This is a genomic window from Variovorax jilinensis (assembly GCF_030316885.1).
Taxonomy (GTDB): domain Bacteria; phylum Pseudomonadota; class Gammaproteobacteria; order Burkholderiales; family Burkholderiaceae_C; genus Variovorax; species Variovorax jilinensis.
Genome location: NZ_JASZYQ010000001.1, coordinates 1,279,424 through 1,293,066, shown reverse-complemented (window position 1 = coordinate 1,293,066; position 13,643 = coordinate 1,279,424). Strand labels below are relative to the sequence as shown.

Genomic DNA, 13,643 nt, shown 5'->3' with positions numbered 1-13,643 from the left:
TAGCGGACACCGCGTTGCGCGGGATTTCAGCCGCGATAGGCCGATCGGATCGTGCCGCAGGCGCATGCCTGACGCCGTCCGATCGCGGGCTCAGGGCCGAAGTCGAACCGCCGGGGGCGTCCAGGAGCCGTCCATGGCAGCGGCCTTCGGCCAGTAGGCGCGAACGTAGAGCGAGAAATCGCCCTTCGGCGCGGGCAGCCAGTTGGCGCGCTGCACAGGGTCGGCGGGCGCATCGGATTGCACGAAGATCGTCAGCGAGCCGTCGGCATCGAACGCGAGATCCTTGTTCTTCGTGCCCACCGAGTAGCGGTCGATCTCGTTGGCCACGAAGAAGTGGTGTTCGTTGTAGATCGAAAGCGACCAGAAGCCGTTCACCGGCGGCGTGCCCCCCTTGGGGAAGCTGACGGTGTATCTGTGGCTGCTGTCGAGCCTCGCGCCCGTTTCGTCCAGGTCCTGGTAGAAATACTTCGTCTCGTCGGGCGAGTTGACCAGTATGTTGGACTTGGCGACCGCGGTGCGCGTGAAGTAGTCGGTGCCGAAGGCCGATTCGTTCGAGATGGTGCTCCAGTGGTGCGGCAAGCGCTGGCCGTAGTTGCGGAACTGGAACAACGGATTCACGAGTTCCTTCTCGGCTAGCCTTGCCGCTTCGATCATCGCCTGCTTCAGCTTCGGATCGCCATCGGCGGCGGCCAGCACGGCCAGCACCTGCGCATAGCGCGCTTCCTCGCCCGCAAGCGGCGGCGCATCGGCGAGCACCTGCGCAAGCTCGTCGAAGAACTTCTCGGGCAGCACCCACCGTGTCTCCTCCTCGCCGTGCGGCGCGGCCGCCACCCGCGGCAGCCTGCTCCAATCGATGGACTTCATCTGCCCGTCGTACTCCGCGAGCGGGTACATCACGATGCCGGTCAGGACTTGCTGGATCGCCTGCTTGTCCTGTGCCGTGTCGTCCTGGAAGATGCGCGGCGCGACCAGGCCGGTCTTGCTCGATGCGCGAAAAACGCGGGTGATTCCCGCTGGCACCTCGCCGTTCCAGTCGGGGCCGGCCAGGAGATAGAAGCCCGGCGTGCTGCCGTGCATCTTCCCGAGCTGGACGAAGCTGTCGGTGCGCAGATCGACGATCTGGTAGACCCAGAAGCGGTCGCCGAAATCCGGCACCTGGATCACCACCGGCGACACGTCCAGCGCCAGCATGCCGAGTCCGTAGACGACATCCTGGTTCGGGCACGCGACGTTGCGCTCATCGGGATCGACATAGTCGGTGAGCATGGTCAGCCGGTTGAGCGGTGCGTCGAGCAGCGGCCCGACGTAGCGGTGCTCCTTCATCTTCGAGAAGGCGATGCGGCGGTTGAAGAGGTTGACCAGCGGCCAGGCCCAGAAGAAGGCGTCGCGCGCGACATGGGCAGCATAGGCCTCGGTGATGGCGACGCGCGTGTCGGGGCCGGGCGGCAGCGCGCGAGCCCAGGCGGGCGACAGTTCGGTCGGTCTCACTTCGCGCTCCTTTTCGTCGCGGCCTTTCGGGGGCCGGAGGACCGGCGCGGGCTCGCCGCCGTGGGAGCCACGGCCAGCGGCCCGAGTTCGACGGTGACCTTCTCGATGGTGCCCGTGTAGGCAAAGGGCATCTTGTAGCTGAAATCGATCGGCGAGCCGATGTCCATGCCGACGTCCAGTCCCTCGCCCAGCGAGAACTGGATCGGGATCGTGCGCTCCAGACGGCCTTCGGCGATCTTCCGGCCGTTCGCGCTCATGGTGACGGTGCCGCCCTTGCCCATTCCGCCGCCGTCGTATTTGAAGGCCACGACCAGCGTGGCCTTGCCCGGAGGCAGCGCGTTCCTGGCAGTGAAGGTCGGCCGGTCGATGCTCAGGTAGTTGTAGACGAAGGTGGGCGTGCCGTCGCGCAGGTAGAGACCGTAGCCGCCCTCGAGCCCGCCGTGCGTCACGATCATTCCTTCGGCCTTCCCCTCGGGCACCTCGATCTCCGCGGTGATCGTCCAGGACTTGTTGCACATCGCGGGCGAGGCCGCATCGGGCAGGCCGATGGTGCCGGGGTAGTAGGTCATGCGGGTTCGCCCGGCAATGAGGCTGGGACGCCCCATCAGCTCGGCATTCATGCGGATCGTCGCGCGCCAGTCGAGCGGCAGCACGTTGTACTTGGCGGCCTCCACCCACCAGAGGTCCTGCAGCTTGCGCAGCTGGTCGGGGTGCTTCTTGGCGAGATCGTTGGCCTGGGAGAAGTCTTCCTCGATGTTGTACAGCTCCCAGGGCGCCTTGTCGGGGTCCCACTCCTGGCGGTTGGGGTCCCACGGGACGAAGGACGGCGACGAGGCCATCCAGCCGTCGTGATAGAGGCCGCGATTGCAGCCCAGTTCGAAATACTGGGTGTTGCGCGGACTGTCCGCGCCGCCGTCCGCCAGCGTGCCGGCGAAGCTCCTGCCTTCGATGGGCTTCTGCACGACGCCGTTCAGCATGGCCGGCGCCGTGATGCCGCAGAGCTCGTAGATCGTCGGCACGATGTCGATGGTGTGCAGGAACTGCTCGCGCAGCGCACCCTTGTCCTTGATGCGCGCCGGCCACGAGACGATCATCGGATTGCGGGTCCCGCCGAAATGGCTCGCCACCTGCTTGGTCCACTGGAAGGGCGTGTTCATCGCATGCGCCCACGCCGACGGAAAATGATTGAAGTGCTTCGGGCCGCCGAGTTCGTCGATCGCCTTGATGTTGTCCTGCCACTTCTCGGAGAAGCCGTTGAAGAACAGGTTCTCGCACAACGATCCCTCGATCCCGCCTTCGGCGCTCGCACCGTTGTCGCCGGCGATGTAGATGAAGAGCGTGTTGTCCGCGTCGGGCAGCTCCTTGCAGGCCTCGATGACGCGGCCGAGCTCGTGGTCGCAGTGCGCCGCGTAGCCCGCGAAGACTTCCATCATCCGGGCATAGAGCCGCTTCTGGTCGGCATTGAGCGAACTCCAGGCCGGCAGGCCCTTCGAGCGCGTGGTGAGCTTGGTTCCCTTCGGGATCACGCCCAGCTTCAGCTGCCGCGCGTGGGTCTGCTCGCGGTATCTGTCCCAGCCGCCGTCGAACTGGCCCTTGAACTTCGCGATCCAGTCTTCCGGCGTGTGGTGCGGCGCGTGGGTCGCGCCGGTCGCGAGGTAGAGGAAATACGGCCGGTCGGGCGCGACGCTCTTGGCCTGGCGGACCCAGGCGATCGACTTGTCGGCGAGGTCGGTCGTGAGGTGATAGTCCGGGTCCGTCGATGCCGGCACCAGATCCCGGTTCTGGTAGAGGATCGGGTTCCAGTGGTTCATGTCGCCGGCATTGAAGCCGTAGAAATAGTCGAAGCCCAGGCCGTTGGCCCAGCGGTCGAAGGGCCCGGCCATGCTGGTCTCCCAGGTCGGCGTGTTGTGGTTCTTGCCCACCCAGGCCGTCATGTAGCCGTTCTGTCGCAGCACCTCGCCCATCGTGCCGCAGCTCTTCGGCAGGATGCAGGTGTAGCCGTCATAGCCGGTCGCCAGTTCGGTGATGCCGGCGAAGGAGGTCGAATGATGATTGCGCCCCGTGATCAGCGCAGCGCGCGTGGGACTGCACAGCGCGGTGGTGTGGAAGCGGTTGTAGCGCAGGCCCTCGGCCGCCAGCTTGTCCATCGTGGGCGAAGGGATGCCGCCGCCGAAGGTGCCGTACTGGCCGAAACCGCAGTCGTCGATGAGGATCAGGACGATGTTCGGCGCTCCCTCGGGTGCCTGAACCGGCTTGGGGAAGCGGGCCGGGTCCGAATCGAGGTACGTGCGGCCGACCTCGCCGGGAAAGTGGAAGTCCGGCCGCGGCAGGATCGCGGGCGTGCCGCCTGCGGTCGCCTTCCCGACTGCAACCTGCCTGCGCGGATCGGGTTTGTTGTCCTTCTTCGCCATCGCATTGCTCCTGGAGCCCGCGAACCGGTCGGTGGACGACATATCCCCTTGCGGCTGCAGGCGCACGTCGACCATGACACCGTTCGAGCCGGCATGCAATTGCACCATGGGGCACCGCAGCGACCCGGATGAGGCACCAGCCCGTCGGCTAGGCCGCGCCGCCCAGATCCCGCAGTTCGTCGAGCGACAGCAGCTCGATGCGCCCGTAGCCGAGTGCGATCACGCCGAGTTCGGCCAGCGCGTTGAGCTCCTTCGACAAGGTCTGGCGGGTGACGCCGAGCATCATGGCGAGCGCCTCCTGCGGCAGCACCACCGAGGCCCGCGCCTGCGCCGATTGCGTGACATCGCCGTGCGCGAGCCGCAGGAGCCGCCGCGCCACGCGCGCGCGCAGGCCGCGCAGGGTTGCGTCTTCCATCAGGCCGTAGAGCCCGCGCACGCGCGCGGCCAGCAGCACCGCGATCGCGCGCACGAAGGCGGCATCCTGCATCTGCCGCGCAAAGGCCTCGAGCGGCACGACCAGCAGGTCGAGCGCGGTCAGCGCCGTGGCGTCGTGGGTGCGCGGCGAGCCGTCGATCAGGCTGATCTCGCCGAACCAGTTGCCGGGCTCGAGCACCGCGAGGATGGCTTCCCGGCCGTCCTGGCGCAAGGTCGATATCTTGATCAGGCCGTCGGCGAGGCCGAAGAAACCCGCGCCCGCCGCGTGCACGGGATCGCCCTGGCGGAACAGCATGGCACCGCGCCGCAGGTGCACGAGCTCGGCATCGCCGAGCAGCGCCTCGCGCTGGGCGCGCGGCATCGAGGCAAACCACGGGTTGGCCTCCATCACGCCGCGATGGGCTGGCGAGACGTGGACGATGTTCGGAGAAGTCATGCGATAGGCGCGCAAGTGGCGCGAGCGAGGGGCCGGGCCGCGGTCGGGCGGGGGTTTCCAGGGGGACTCCATTGTCAAATTCTTGACAGTTGAAGGTCAAGCACGGGTCTACAGTGCGTCCAGACACAAGGAAGACACGATGAACGCAAGAGCCACTTTCACGCGCATGCAGGACAGCACCCAGCAGGACTGGCAGCTGATCGGCGGCGAGTTCATGCAGTTCGCGGGCGGCCTGCCGGCGCGCGTGATCAAGCACCTGCAGATCCTCGAGGGCGACTACGGCGGCTTCCCGATCGACCGCTACAGCCATTCGCTGCAGACCGCCACGCGCGCGCTGCGCGATGGCCGCGACGAGGAATACGTGGTGTGCGCGCTGCTGCACGACATCGGCGACACGCTCGGCACCATGAACCACCCCGACATCGCGGCCGCCATCCTCAAGCCCTTCGTGAGCGAGGAGAACCACTGGATGGTGGCGCACCACGGCATCTTCCAGGGGCACTACTTCTTTCATCACATCGGCCTGGACCGGGATCTGCGCGAGAACTTCCGCAGCCATCCCTGCTTCGAGCGCACCGCCGAGTTCTGCGAGCTCTACGACAACCCGGCCTTCGACCCGAAGGCAGAGACGCTGCCCATCAGCGAGTTCGAACCGATGCTGCGGCGCCTCATGGCGGCCCCGCGCCAGAGCATCTACAAGAGTGCGAAGCAGCCCGACGCCGCGGCCGCCTGAGCCCCAGCCCACCCGAAGGAATCCCCATGAACGCCAATACCCAGAGCGAAATCCAGAAGCTCGTGAGCGCCGAGGAATGGCAGCTGCGCATCGACCTCGCGGCCTGCTACCGGCTGGTCGCGCTGTACGGCTGGAGCGACCTCGTCTTCACGCACATCAGCGCCCGGGTGCCGGGCCCCGAGCACCACTTCCTGATCAATCCCTACGGCCTGATGTTCGACGAGATCACCGCGTCGAGCCTCGTCAAGGTCGATCAGCAGTGCAACAAGGTCATCGAATCGCCCTACCCCGTGAACCCGGCCGGCTTCGTGATCCACAGCGCCGTGCATGCCGCGCGCGAGGACATCCAGTGCGTGCTGCACACCCACACGCGGGCAGGCATCGCAGTGAGCGCGCAGAAGAACGGCGTGCTGCCGATCAGCCAGCAGTCGACCTTCGTGCTGGCCTCGCTGGCCTACCACGACTACGAGGGCGTCGCCTTCCGCGACGACGAGAAGCCGCGCCTGCAGGCCGACATGGGCTCGGCCAACTTCCTCATGCTGCGCAACCACGGCCTCCTGACCTGCGGCCGGACCATCGCCGATGCCTTCCTGAGCATGTACACCTTCGAGAACACCTGCCAGATCCAGATCGCGGCCCAGGCCGGCGGCGGCGAGCTCACGCAGGTCGACCCGCGCATCGTCGAAGGCGTGGGCCAGGCCATGAAGGTGCAGACCGGCGGCATGGGCGGCGCGTTCGTGTGGCCGTCGCTGATCCGCAAGCTGGACCGGATCGACCAGAGCTACAAGGAATAGCTGCACCAGGCCGCCTGAACGGCGCCTGACGCCACGGCTCGGGACATTCCCCGAGCGCGTGGACGGCTGATCGACAGCTTGGATTCCTACGATGGAAGTGAACGCGGCCGCGGGCCGCGCACCCCGTAGGAGACACATCCATGAGCACAGCCATCCTCGCCGAGGACCCGACCCCGGCCCCGGCCGGCACTTCCAGACTCGGCGCCGTGCTGCGCGTCACGAGCGGCAACTTCCTCGAACAGTTCGACTTCTTCCTGTTCGGCTTCTATGCGACCTCCATCTCGAAGGCCTTCTTCCCGGCCAGCAGCGACTTCGCCTCGCTGATGCTGACCTTCGCGGTGTTCGGCGCCGGCTTCCTGATGCGGCCGCTGGGCGCCATCGTGCTGGGCGCCTACATCGACGAGGTGGGTCGCCGCAAGGGCCTGATCGTCACGCTCGCCATCATGGCCAGCGGCACCGTGCTGATCGCTTTCGTGCCGGGCTACGCGACCATCGGACTGATCGCGCCGGTGCTGGTGCTGCTGGGCCGCCTGCTGCAGGGCTTCTCGGCCGGGGCCGAGCTCGGTGGCGTCTCGGTGTATCTCGCCGAGATGGCGACGCCGGGCCACAAGGGCTTCTACACCGCCTGGCAGTCGGCCAGCCAGCAGGTGGCGATCGTGCTTGCCGCGGCGCTGGGCTTCGCGCTCAACGAATTGCTGCCGCCCGCGGCGCTCGGCGAATGGGGCTGGCGCATTCCCTTCTTCGTCGGCTGCATGATCATCCCGTGCATCTTCGTGCTGCGCCGCTCGCTGCAGGAGACCGAGGCCTTCCAGGCCCGCAAGCACCATCCGAGCACGCGCGAGGTGTTCCGCTCGATGGCGCGCAACTGGCGCATCGTGCTGTGCGGAATGCTGCTGGTGGCGATGACCACCACCACCTTCTACCTGATCACGGTCTACACGCCGACCTTCGGCCGCAGCGTGCTGCACCTGAGCGCGCGTGACAGCCTGATCGTGACCCTGCTGGTGGCCGTGACCAACTTCATCTGGCTGCCGATCGGCGGCGCGCTGTCGGACCGCATCGGCCGCAAGCCGCTGCTGCTCGCGGTGACGCTGCTGGCGATCTGCACTGCCTATCCGGCCATGCACTGGCTCGCGGCGGCGCCGAGCTTCGGCCGCATGCTCGACGTGCTGCTGTGGTTCTCGTTCCTGTTCGGCATGTACAACGGCGCGATGGTGGTGGCGCTGACCGAGGTGATGCCGGTCGAGGTGCGCGTGGTGGGCTTCTCGCTGGCCTACAGCCTGGCGACCGCGGTCTTCGGCGGCTTCACGCCCGCGATCTCGACCTGGCTGATCGAGGCCACGGGCGACAAGGCGGCGCCGGCGCTGTGGCTCAGCGTGGCAGCCGTGTGCGGGCTCGTGGCGACGCTGATCCTCTACCGCAAGGGACGGCGCCCGGCGGTGGCCTGAAAGCTGCCGCGCGCGCAGAGCCGCTGCGGCAGAATCCGGGCGATGAGCAGCACCCTCCTCCCCGCGGCCGTCGTCTCGGCCTTCACGCCCGCCGGCGCGCTGCGCGCCTCCATCAATCTCGGCAACCCGATCCTCGCGGGCCGCGGCGCCGACGGCGAGCCTGCCGGCGTCTCGGTCGACCTGGCACGCGCCTTCGCCGAGCGGCTCGGCGTCGCGCTCGAGCTCGTGGTGTTCGAGAAGGCCGCGGCTTCCGTCGATGCGGTTCGCAACGAACAGGCCGACATCGGCTTCTTCGCGATCGATCCCGCGCGCAGCGAGGGCCTGCGCTTCACCGCACCCTACGTGCTGATCGAAGGCAGCTACCTGGTTCCGGCAGGCTCGGCCATCGGGCGCAACGACGACGTGGACCGCGAGAGCCAGCGCATCGCGGTCGGCACGGGCAGTGCCTACGACCTGTTCCTCACGCGCGAGATCCGGCGCGCGCAGATCGTGCGCGTGCAGGGCGCGAGCGGCGTCATGCAGAGCCTGCGAGCGGGCGAGGTCGAGGTGGCGGCCGGCATCCGACAGGTGCTCGAGGCCGAGGCCGCAGCCGACGCCGGACTGCGACTGCTGCCGGGCCGCTTCATGGTGATCCAGCAGGCCATGGGCACGCCGGCCTCGCGTGGCGCCGAGGCGCAGGCCGCGCTCGCCGGGTTCGTCGAGGAGATGAAGGCCGGGGGCTTCGTCGCCGAGGCCCTGAAGCGGCATGGCATCGCAGGCGCCAGCGTGGCGCCGGCCGCCGCGCCCTGAAGCCCGGCCTCAGGCGTAGCGCGCGACGCCGAGGCCTTCCATGTCGATCTCCGGGGCGCGTCCCGACACCAGGTCGGCGATCACGCGGCCGGTGCCGGCCGCCATGGTCCATCCGAGCGTGCCGTGTCCCGTGGCCAGCATCAGGTTCGGCAGCGCCGTGGCGCCGAGCACCGGTGTGCCATCAGGCGTCATCGGGCGAAGGCCGGTCCAGAACTCGCCGCCCATCGCCTGCGCCCCGCGCGGGAACAGGTCGCCCACCACGTGCTCCAGCGTGTCGCGGCGGCGCGCATCGAGCTTGAGGTCGTAGCCCGAGAGCTGTGCCGTGCCGCCGACGCGGATGCGGTCGCCGAGGCGCGTGACCGCCACCTTGAAGGTCTCGTCCATCACGGTCGATTCGGGGGCCATCTCCGCGTCCGTGATCGGAAGCGTGAGCGAGAAGCCCTTGACCGGATAGACCGGCAGCCGGATGCCGAGTGGCCGCAGCAGCTGCGGCGAGTGGCTACCGAGCGCCACCAGGTAGCGGTCGGCCTCGAAGCTGCCGGCGTCGGTATGCACCGCGACCACGCCCTCGGCATGGCCCGCGATCTCCTCGATCGCGACACCGAAGCGAAAGCGCGCGCCCTCGGCCTCGGCCATCGCCGCCAGCCGCTGCGTGAACTTGAAGCAGTCGCCGGTCTCGTCGCCCGGCAGCCTCAGGCCGCCCACGAACTTGTGCCGCACCGCGCCCAGCGCCGGTTCGTATTCGACGCAGCCGTCGCGGTCGAGCAGCTGGTAGGGCACGCGGTAGCGCTCGAGCACCGCGATGTCCTTGGCCGCACCTTCGAACTGCTTTCGCGTGCGGAACAGCTGCAGCGTGCCGAGGGCGCGCTCGTCGTAGCGGATGCCGGTCTCGGCGCGCAGCGCCACGAGGCAGTCGCGGCTGTACTCGGCCAGCCGCATCATGCGGCCCTTGTTGAGCTCGTAGCGCGCCTGCGTGCAGTTGCGCAGCATCGAGAGGCCCCAGCGCCACATGGCGGGATCGAGCATCGGCTTGATCACGAGCGGACTGTGCTGCATGAGCATCCACTGGATCGCCTTGAGCGGCACGCCGGGGCCGGCCCAGGGCGCCGAGTAGCCCGGCGAGACCTCGCCCGCGTTGGCATAGCTGGTCTCGAGCGCCGGTGCCGGCTGGCGGTCGAGCACCGTGACCTCGTGGCCGGCCTTCGCGAGGTAGTACGCACAGGTGGTGCCGATGACACCACTGCCCAGAATCAGAACGTGCATGCGGACCCTCGAGAACTACAGCCCCAGCGCTGCCTGCAATTGCCGTGCCGGCCAGCGCTCGCGGCGCTCGGGCCAGGCTTCCAGCAGCGCCACCATCTTCGCGTTGAGCGGTGCATCGATGCCTTGCGCTTGCGCAAGCCGCACGACTTCGCCGCACAACACGTCGACCTCGGTGCGCCGTCCCAGCGCGAGGTCGTCGGCCATGCTCGAACGGGCCTTGGCATCGATGCGCAGCATGCGCGCCGCGACCAGCCTGAACAGCGGCGTCGGCAGGCGCAGGATGGCCGGGATGCGCGCCGGCGGCACCGGTCCGAGCTGCGCCGGCGCGATACCGGCCCGCGCCAGCACCGCGAGCGCCTCGTCGATCAGCGCCGCGAAGCAGACGCGGTAGCCGCGTTCGAGCAGCTCGGCGCGCAGCGGCAGGCCCGACAGCGCATTGACCGGGTTGTTGAGATTGAACAGCAGCTTGCCCCATTGCACGGGCAGCAGTGCCTCGTGCAGGTCGATCGGGATGCCGGCGCGCTCGAACACCGCCACCCAGGGCCTGAGCGCGGGATCGTCCTGCGCCGCGAGCCGCCCCGTGGTGCCCCGATGGAAGGCGCCGGGGCCGATCTCGGCGATGTTGTAGGGCACCATCGCGGGCATCACGCGCAGCGAGGCTGCCGCATGGGCCGCCACGGCCGCGTTGGAAATGCCGTTCTGGAGCGACAGCACCAGCGTGCCGGCCGGCAGCACGGTGCCGAGTTCGGCCGCAGCCTCGGCGGTGGCGCCGCTCTTGACGGTCAGCAGCACCAGGGCGGGACGCACCCCTTCGGGCACCTGCCCCGCCAGCCGAAGCTCGCCCGCCGGCACCTGATGGCGACCGCCTTCCAGGTCGGTCAGCGTGAGGCCGTGTGCGGCCACCGCATCGAGCACGCGCGGTCGCCCGACCAGGCAGACCCGCACGCCCGCTGCCGCCAGACTGCCGCCGATGAAGCAGCCGACCGTGCCGGCGCCCATCACGAGGATGTCGACGGGCCGTGCCTGGGTCACTCGCAGACCTTCGCGCTTCGCGCTGCGGTGCGAGCGCCTTCGGGCGGCCGGGCGGCGCTCATTCGAAAACCTTCGCGCTGCGCGCTGCGGTGCGAGCGCCTTCGGGCGGCCGTGCGGCGCTCATTCGAAAACCTCCGCGCTTCGCGCTGCGGTGCGAGCGCCTTCGGGCGGCCGTGCGGCGCTCATCCCTTCACGCGTTCCGCGACCCAGGCCTGCACCGATTGCAGCGCCGCCGGCACGGCGGCCGCATCGGTGCCGCCGGCCATGGCCATGTCGGCCTTGCCGCCGCCCTTGCCGCCGACCTGCTGGGCGACGAAGTTGACCAGCTCTCCGGCCTTCACCCGGCCCAGCGTGTCGGCGGTGACGCCGGCCGCGATCTGGACCTTGGCGCCATCCACGGCCGCCAGCACGATGGCCGCGGTCTTGAGCTTGTCCTTGAGCTTGTCCATGGTGTCGCGCAGCGTCTTGGCGTCGGCACCGTCGAGCTTGGCCGCCAGAACCTTGACGCCATTGACATCGACCGCCTGCGCCAGCAGCTCGTCGCCCTTGGACGAAGCCAGCTTGCCCTTGAGCGCACCGACCTCGCGTTCGAGCGAGCGCACCTGCTCGAGCACCTGCGCGAGCCGTGCCTGCAGCTCGGCCGCGGGCGTCTTGAGCGTCGCGGCCGCACTGTGCACGGTGGACTCGAGCTGCTGCAGGTAGGCCAGCGCATTGGCGCCGGTCACGGCCTCGATGCGGCGCACGCCGGCGGCGACGCCGCCTTCGCTCGTGACCTTGAAGAGGCCGATGTCGCCGGTGCGCGTGACATGCGTGCCCCCGCACAGCTCGCGGCTGGTGCCGATGTCGAGCACGCGGACGGTCTCGCCGTATTTCTCGCCGAACAGCATGACGGCGCCGGTCTGCTGGGCCGCCTCCATGTCCATCACGCGGGCCTGGGTGGCCTGGTTGGCGAGGATCTCGGCATTCACGCGGCGTTCGATCTCGACGATCTGCTCGGGCGTGACCGCGGCGTTGTGGGCGAAGTCGAAGCGCGTCTTGTCGGCGTCGACCAGCGAGCCCTTCTGCTGCACGTGGCCGCCGAGCACCTCGCGCAGTGCCTTGTGCATCAGGTGGGTGACGCTGTGGTTGCGCATGGTGGCGGCACGGCGCTCGGTGTCGACCCGCGCAGTGACCGTGTCGCCGACCTTCAGCGTGCCCTGGGTCTGGATGCCGTGATGGCCATAGACATCGGACTTGATCTTCTGCGTGTCCTCGACGCCGAACTGCAGGCCCTCGGCCGCGAGCACGCCCTGGTCACCGACCTGGCCGCCGCTCTCGGCATAGAAGGGCGTGGTGTCGAGCACCACGATGCCGGGCTGCCCTTCGTCGAGCTGCTGCACCGGCACGCCCTCGAAGTACAGCGCCACCACGCGCGCCTGCTGCTCGAGCTGCTCGTAGCCCGTGAATGCATTGCCGGCGCCCGTGTACTCGACCGCGCGCTCCATCTTGAACTTGCCGGCCGCGCGGCCCGCGGCCTTCTGCTTTTCCATGGCGGCCTGGAAGCCGGCCTCGTCGACCGCCACGCCGCGCTCGCGGCAGACGTCGGCCGAGAGGTCCAGAGGGAAGCCGTAGGTATCGTGCAGCTTGAAGGCCACTTCGCCGGGCAGCACCCTGGCATCGCCGGCCAGGGCCGCGTCGAGGATCTCCATGCCGTTGGCGAGCGTCTCGAAAAAGCGCTCCTCCTCGGCCTTCAAGGTCTCGGTGATGCGCTTTTCGTCGGCACGCAGCTTGGGATAGGCGTCGCCCATCACGGCCACGAGGTCGGGCACCAGCTTGTGGAAGAAGGGCTTCTTCCGGCCCAGCTTGTAGCCGTGGCGGATGGCACGACGAACGATGCGGCGCTGCACGTAGCCGCGGCCCTCGTTCGATGGAATCACGCCGTCGGCCACCAGGAAGGCGGTGGCGCGGATGTGGTCGGCGATCACGCGCAGGCTCTTGTTGCCGAGGTCCTTTTCGCCGGTCTCGCGCGAGGCGGCCTTGATCAGCGCGTCGAACAGGTCGATCTCGTAGTTGCTGTGGACGTGCTGCAGGATGGCGGCCAGGCGCTCGAGGCCCATGCCGGTGTCGACGCAGGGGGCCGGCAGGGGCTTCACGCTGCCGTCGGGCTGCATGTCGAACTGCATGAACACGTTGTTCCAGATCTCGATGTAGCGGTCGCCGTCCTCGTCCGGGCTGCCGGGCGGACCGCCCGCGATCTCGGGGCCGTGGTCGTAGAAGATCTCGCTGCAGGGGCCGCAGGGGCCGGTGTCGGCCATCATCCAGAAGTTGTCGGACATGTAGCGGCCGCCCTTGTTGTCGCCGATGCGCACGACGCGCTCGGGCGGCAGGCCGATCTCCCTGGTCCAGATGTCGTAGGCCTCGTCGTCCTCGATGTAGACCGTGGCCCAGAGCTTCTCGGCCGGCAGCTTGTAGACCTGCGTCAGCAGCTCGAAGGCCCACTTGAGCGAATCGCGCTTGAAGTAGTCGCCGAAGCTCCAGTTGCCCAGCATCTCGAAGAAGGTGTGGTGGCGCGCGGTGTAACCGACGTTCTCGAGGTCGTTGTGCTTGCCGCCCGCGCGCAGGCAGGCCTGGACCGAGGCGGCGCGCACGTAGGGACGCTTGTCGCTGCCCAGGAACACGTCCTTGAACTGCACCATGCCCGAGTTCGTGAACATCAGGGTCGGGTCGTTGCCCGGCACCAGCGAGCTGGAGGGAACGACCGTGTGACCCTTGGTCGCGAAGAAATCGAGAAACGACTTGCGGATGTCGGCGACGCTGAAGGTGGGCTGGCTCATT

Annotated in this window: 10 protein-coding genes; 4 read left to right on the top strand and 6 right to left on the bottom strand. The window is 68.5% G+C overall.

What is annotated here, in order from left to right; translation table 11 throughout:
* Nucleotides 1-90: 90 nt before the first annotated feature.
* From QTH87_RS06210 to QTH87_RS06200, 3 genes are all read right to left on the bottom strand, one after another.
* The gene (locus QTH87_RS06210; protein WP_286607730.1) at nucleotides 91-1,488 is read right to left on the bottom strand and encodes a DUF1254 domain-containing protein; all 1,398 of its coding nucleotides are present in this window, start codon (nucleotides 1,486-1,488) and stop codon (nucleotides 91-93) included.
* Nucleotides 1,485-3,899: an arylsulfatase gene (locus tag QTH87_RS06205; RefSeq protein WP_286607729.1), complete on the bottom strand. Its 2,415-nt coding sequence runs from the start codon at nucleotides 3,897-3,899 to the stop codon at nucleotides 1,485-1,487. The genes QTH87_RS06210 and QTH87_RS06205 overlap by 4 nt, the downstream gene beginning before the upstream one ends.
* 148 nt (nucleotides 3,900-4,047) lie before the next feature.
* On the bottom strand, nucleotides 4,048-4,770 hold the full coding sequence (locus QTH87_RS06200) for a Crp/Fnr family transcriptional regulator (protein ID WP_286607728.1): 723 nt from the start codon (nucleotides 4,768-4,770) through the stop codon (nucleotides 4,048-4,050).
* A 139-nt stretch (nucleotides 4,771-4,909) separates the two neighbouring features.
* Here QTH87_RS06200 and QTH87_RS06195 point away from each other — a divergent pair, with 139 nt between their 5' ends.
* The 4 genes from QTH87_RS06195 (at nucleotide 4,910) to QTH87_RS06180 (ending at nucleotide 8,534) form a co-directional block, all read left to right on the top strand.
* Nucleotides 4,910-5,503 (top strand): HD domain-containing protein, encoded by a 594-nt coding sequence (locus QTH87_RS06195; protein ID WP_286607727.1) that lies wholly within the window; start codon nucleotides 4,910-4,912, stop codon nucleotides 5,501-5,503.
* A 26-nt stretch (nucleotides 5,504-5,529) separates the two neighbouring features.
* The gene (locus tag QTH87_RS06190; RefSeq protein WP_286607725.1) at nucleotides 5,530-6,297 is read left to right on the top strand and encodes a class II aldolase/adducin family protein; all 768 of its coding nucleotides are present in this window, start codon (nucleotides 5,530-5,532) and stop codon (nucleotides 6,295-6,297) included.
* A 140-nt stretch (nucleotides 6,298-6,437) separates the two neighbouring features.
* Nucleotides 6,438-7,745 (top strand): MFS transporter, encoded by a 1,308-nt coding sequence (locus QTH87_RS06185; protein WP_286607722.1) that lies wholly within the window; start codon nucleotides 6,438-6,440, stop codon nucleotides 7,743-7,745.
* Between the two features lie 42 nt (nucleotides 7,746-7,787).
* Entirely contained in the window at nucleotides 7,788-8,534 is a 747-nt protein-coding gene (locus QTH87_RS06180; protein WP_286607721.1) for a transporter substrate-binding domain-containing protein, read from the top strand.
* Between the two features lie 9 nt (nucleotides 8,535-8,543).
* On the opposite strand, the gene QTH87_RS06175 is transcribed toward QTH87_RS06180, so the two are convergent.
* The 3 genes from QTH87_RS06175 to alaS all read right to left on the bottom strand — a co-directional run bounded on the left by QTH87_RS06175 (nucleotide 8,544) and on the right by alaS (nucleotide 13,642).
* Nucleotides 8,544-9,797 (bottom strand): D-amino acid dehydrogenase, encoded by a 1,254-nt coding sequence (locus QTH87_RS06175; protein WP_286607719.1) that lies wholly within the window; start codon nucleotides 9,795-9,797, stop codon nucleotides 8,544-8,546.
* Nucleotides 9,798-9,812: 15 nt separating this feature from the next.
* The gene (locus tag QTH87_RS06170; protein ID WP_444812754.1) at nucleotides 9,813-10,796 is read right to left on the bottom strand and encodes a 2-dehydropantoate 2-reductase; all 984 of its coding nucleotides are present in this window, start codon (nucleotides 10,794-10,796) and stop codon (nucleotides 9,813-9,815) included.
* Between the two features lie 215 nt (nucleotides 10,797-11,011).
* Entirely contained in the window at nucleotides 11,012-13,642 is a 2,631-nt protein-coding gene (alaS, locus tag QTH87_RS06165) for an alanine--tRNA ligase (protein ID WP_286607716.1), read from the bottom strand.
* Nucleotide 13,643 lies beyond the last annotated feature (1 nt).

Coding starts and splice junctions, on each gene's coding strand:
- QTH87_RS06205 (WP_286607729.1), bottom strand. CDS start 3,899: ATGGCGAAGAAGGACAACAAACCCGATCCGCGCAGGCAGGTTGCAGTC.
- QTH87_RS06200 (WP_286607728.1), bottom strand. CDS start 4,770: ATGACTTCTCCGAACATCGTCCACGTCTCGCCAGCCCATCGCGGCGTG.
- QTH87_RS06195 (WP_286607727.1), top strand. CDS start 4,910: ATGAACGCAAGAGCCACTTTCACGCGCATGCAGGACAGCACCCAGCAG.
- QTH87_RS06190 (WP_286607725.1), top strand. CDS start 5,530: ATGAACGCCAATACCCAGAGCGAAATCCAGAAGCTCGTGAGCGCCGAG.
- QTH87_RS06185 (WP_286607722.1), top strand. CDS start 6,438: ATGAGCACAGCCATCCTCGCCGAGGACCCGACCCCGGCCCCGGCCGGC.
- QTH87_RS06180 (WP_286607721.1), top strand. CDS start 7,788: ATGAGCAGCACCCTCCTCCCCGCGGCCGTCGTCTCGGCCTTCACGCCC.
- QTH87_RS06175 (WP_286607719.1), bottom strand. CDS start 9,797: ATGCACGTTCTGATTCTGGGCAGTGGTGTCATCGGCACCACCTGTGCG.
- QTH87_RS06170 (WP_444812754.1), bottom strand. CDS start 10,796: ATGGGCGCCGGCACGGTCGGCTGCTTCATCGGCGGCAGTCTGGCGGCA.
- alaS (WP_286607716.1), bottom strand. CDS start 13,642: ATGAGCCAGCCCACCTTCAGCGTCGCCGACATCCGCAAGTCGTTTCTC.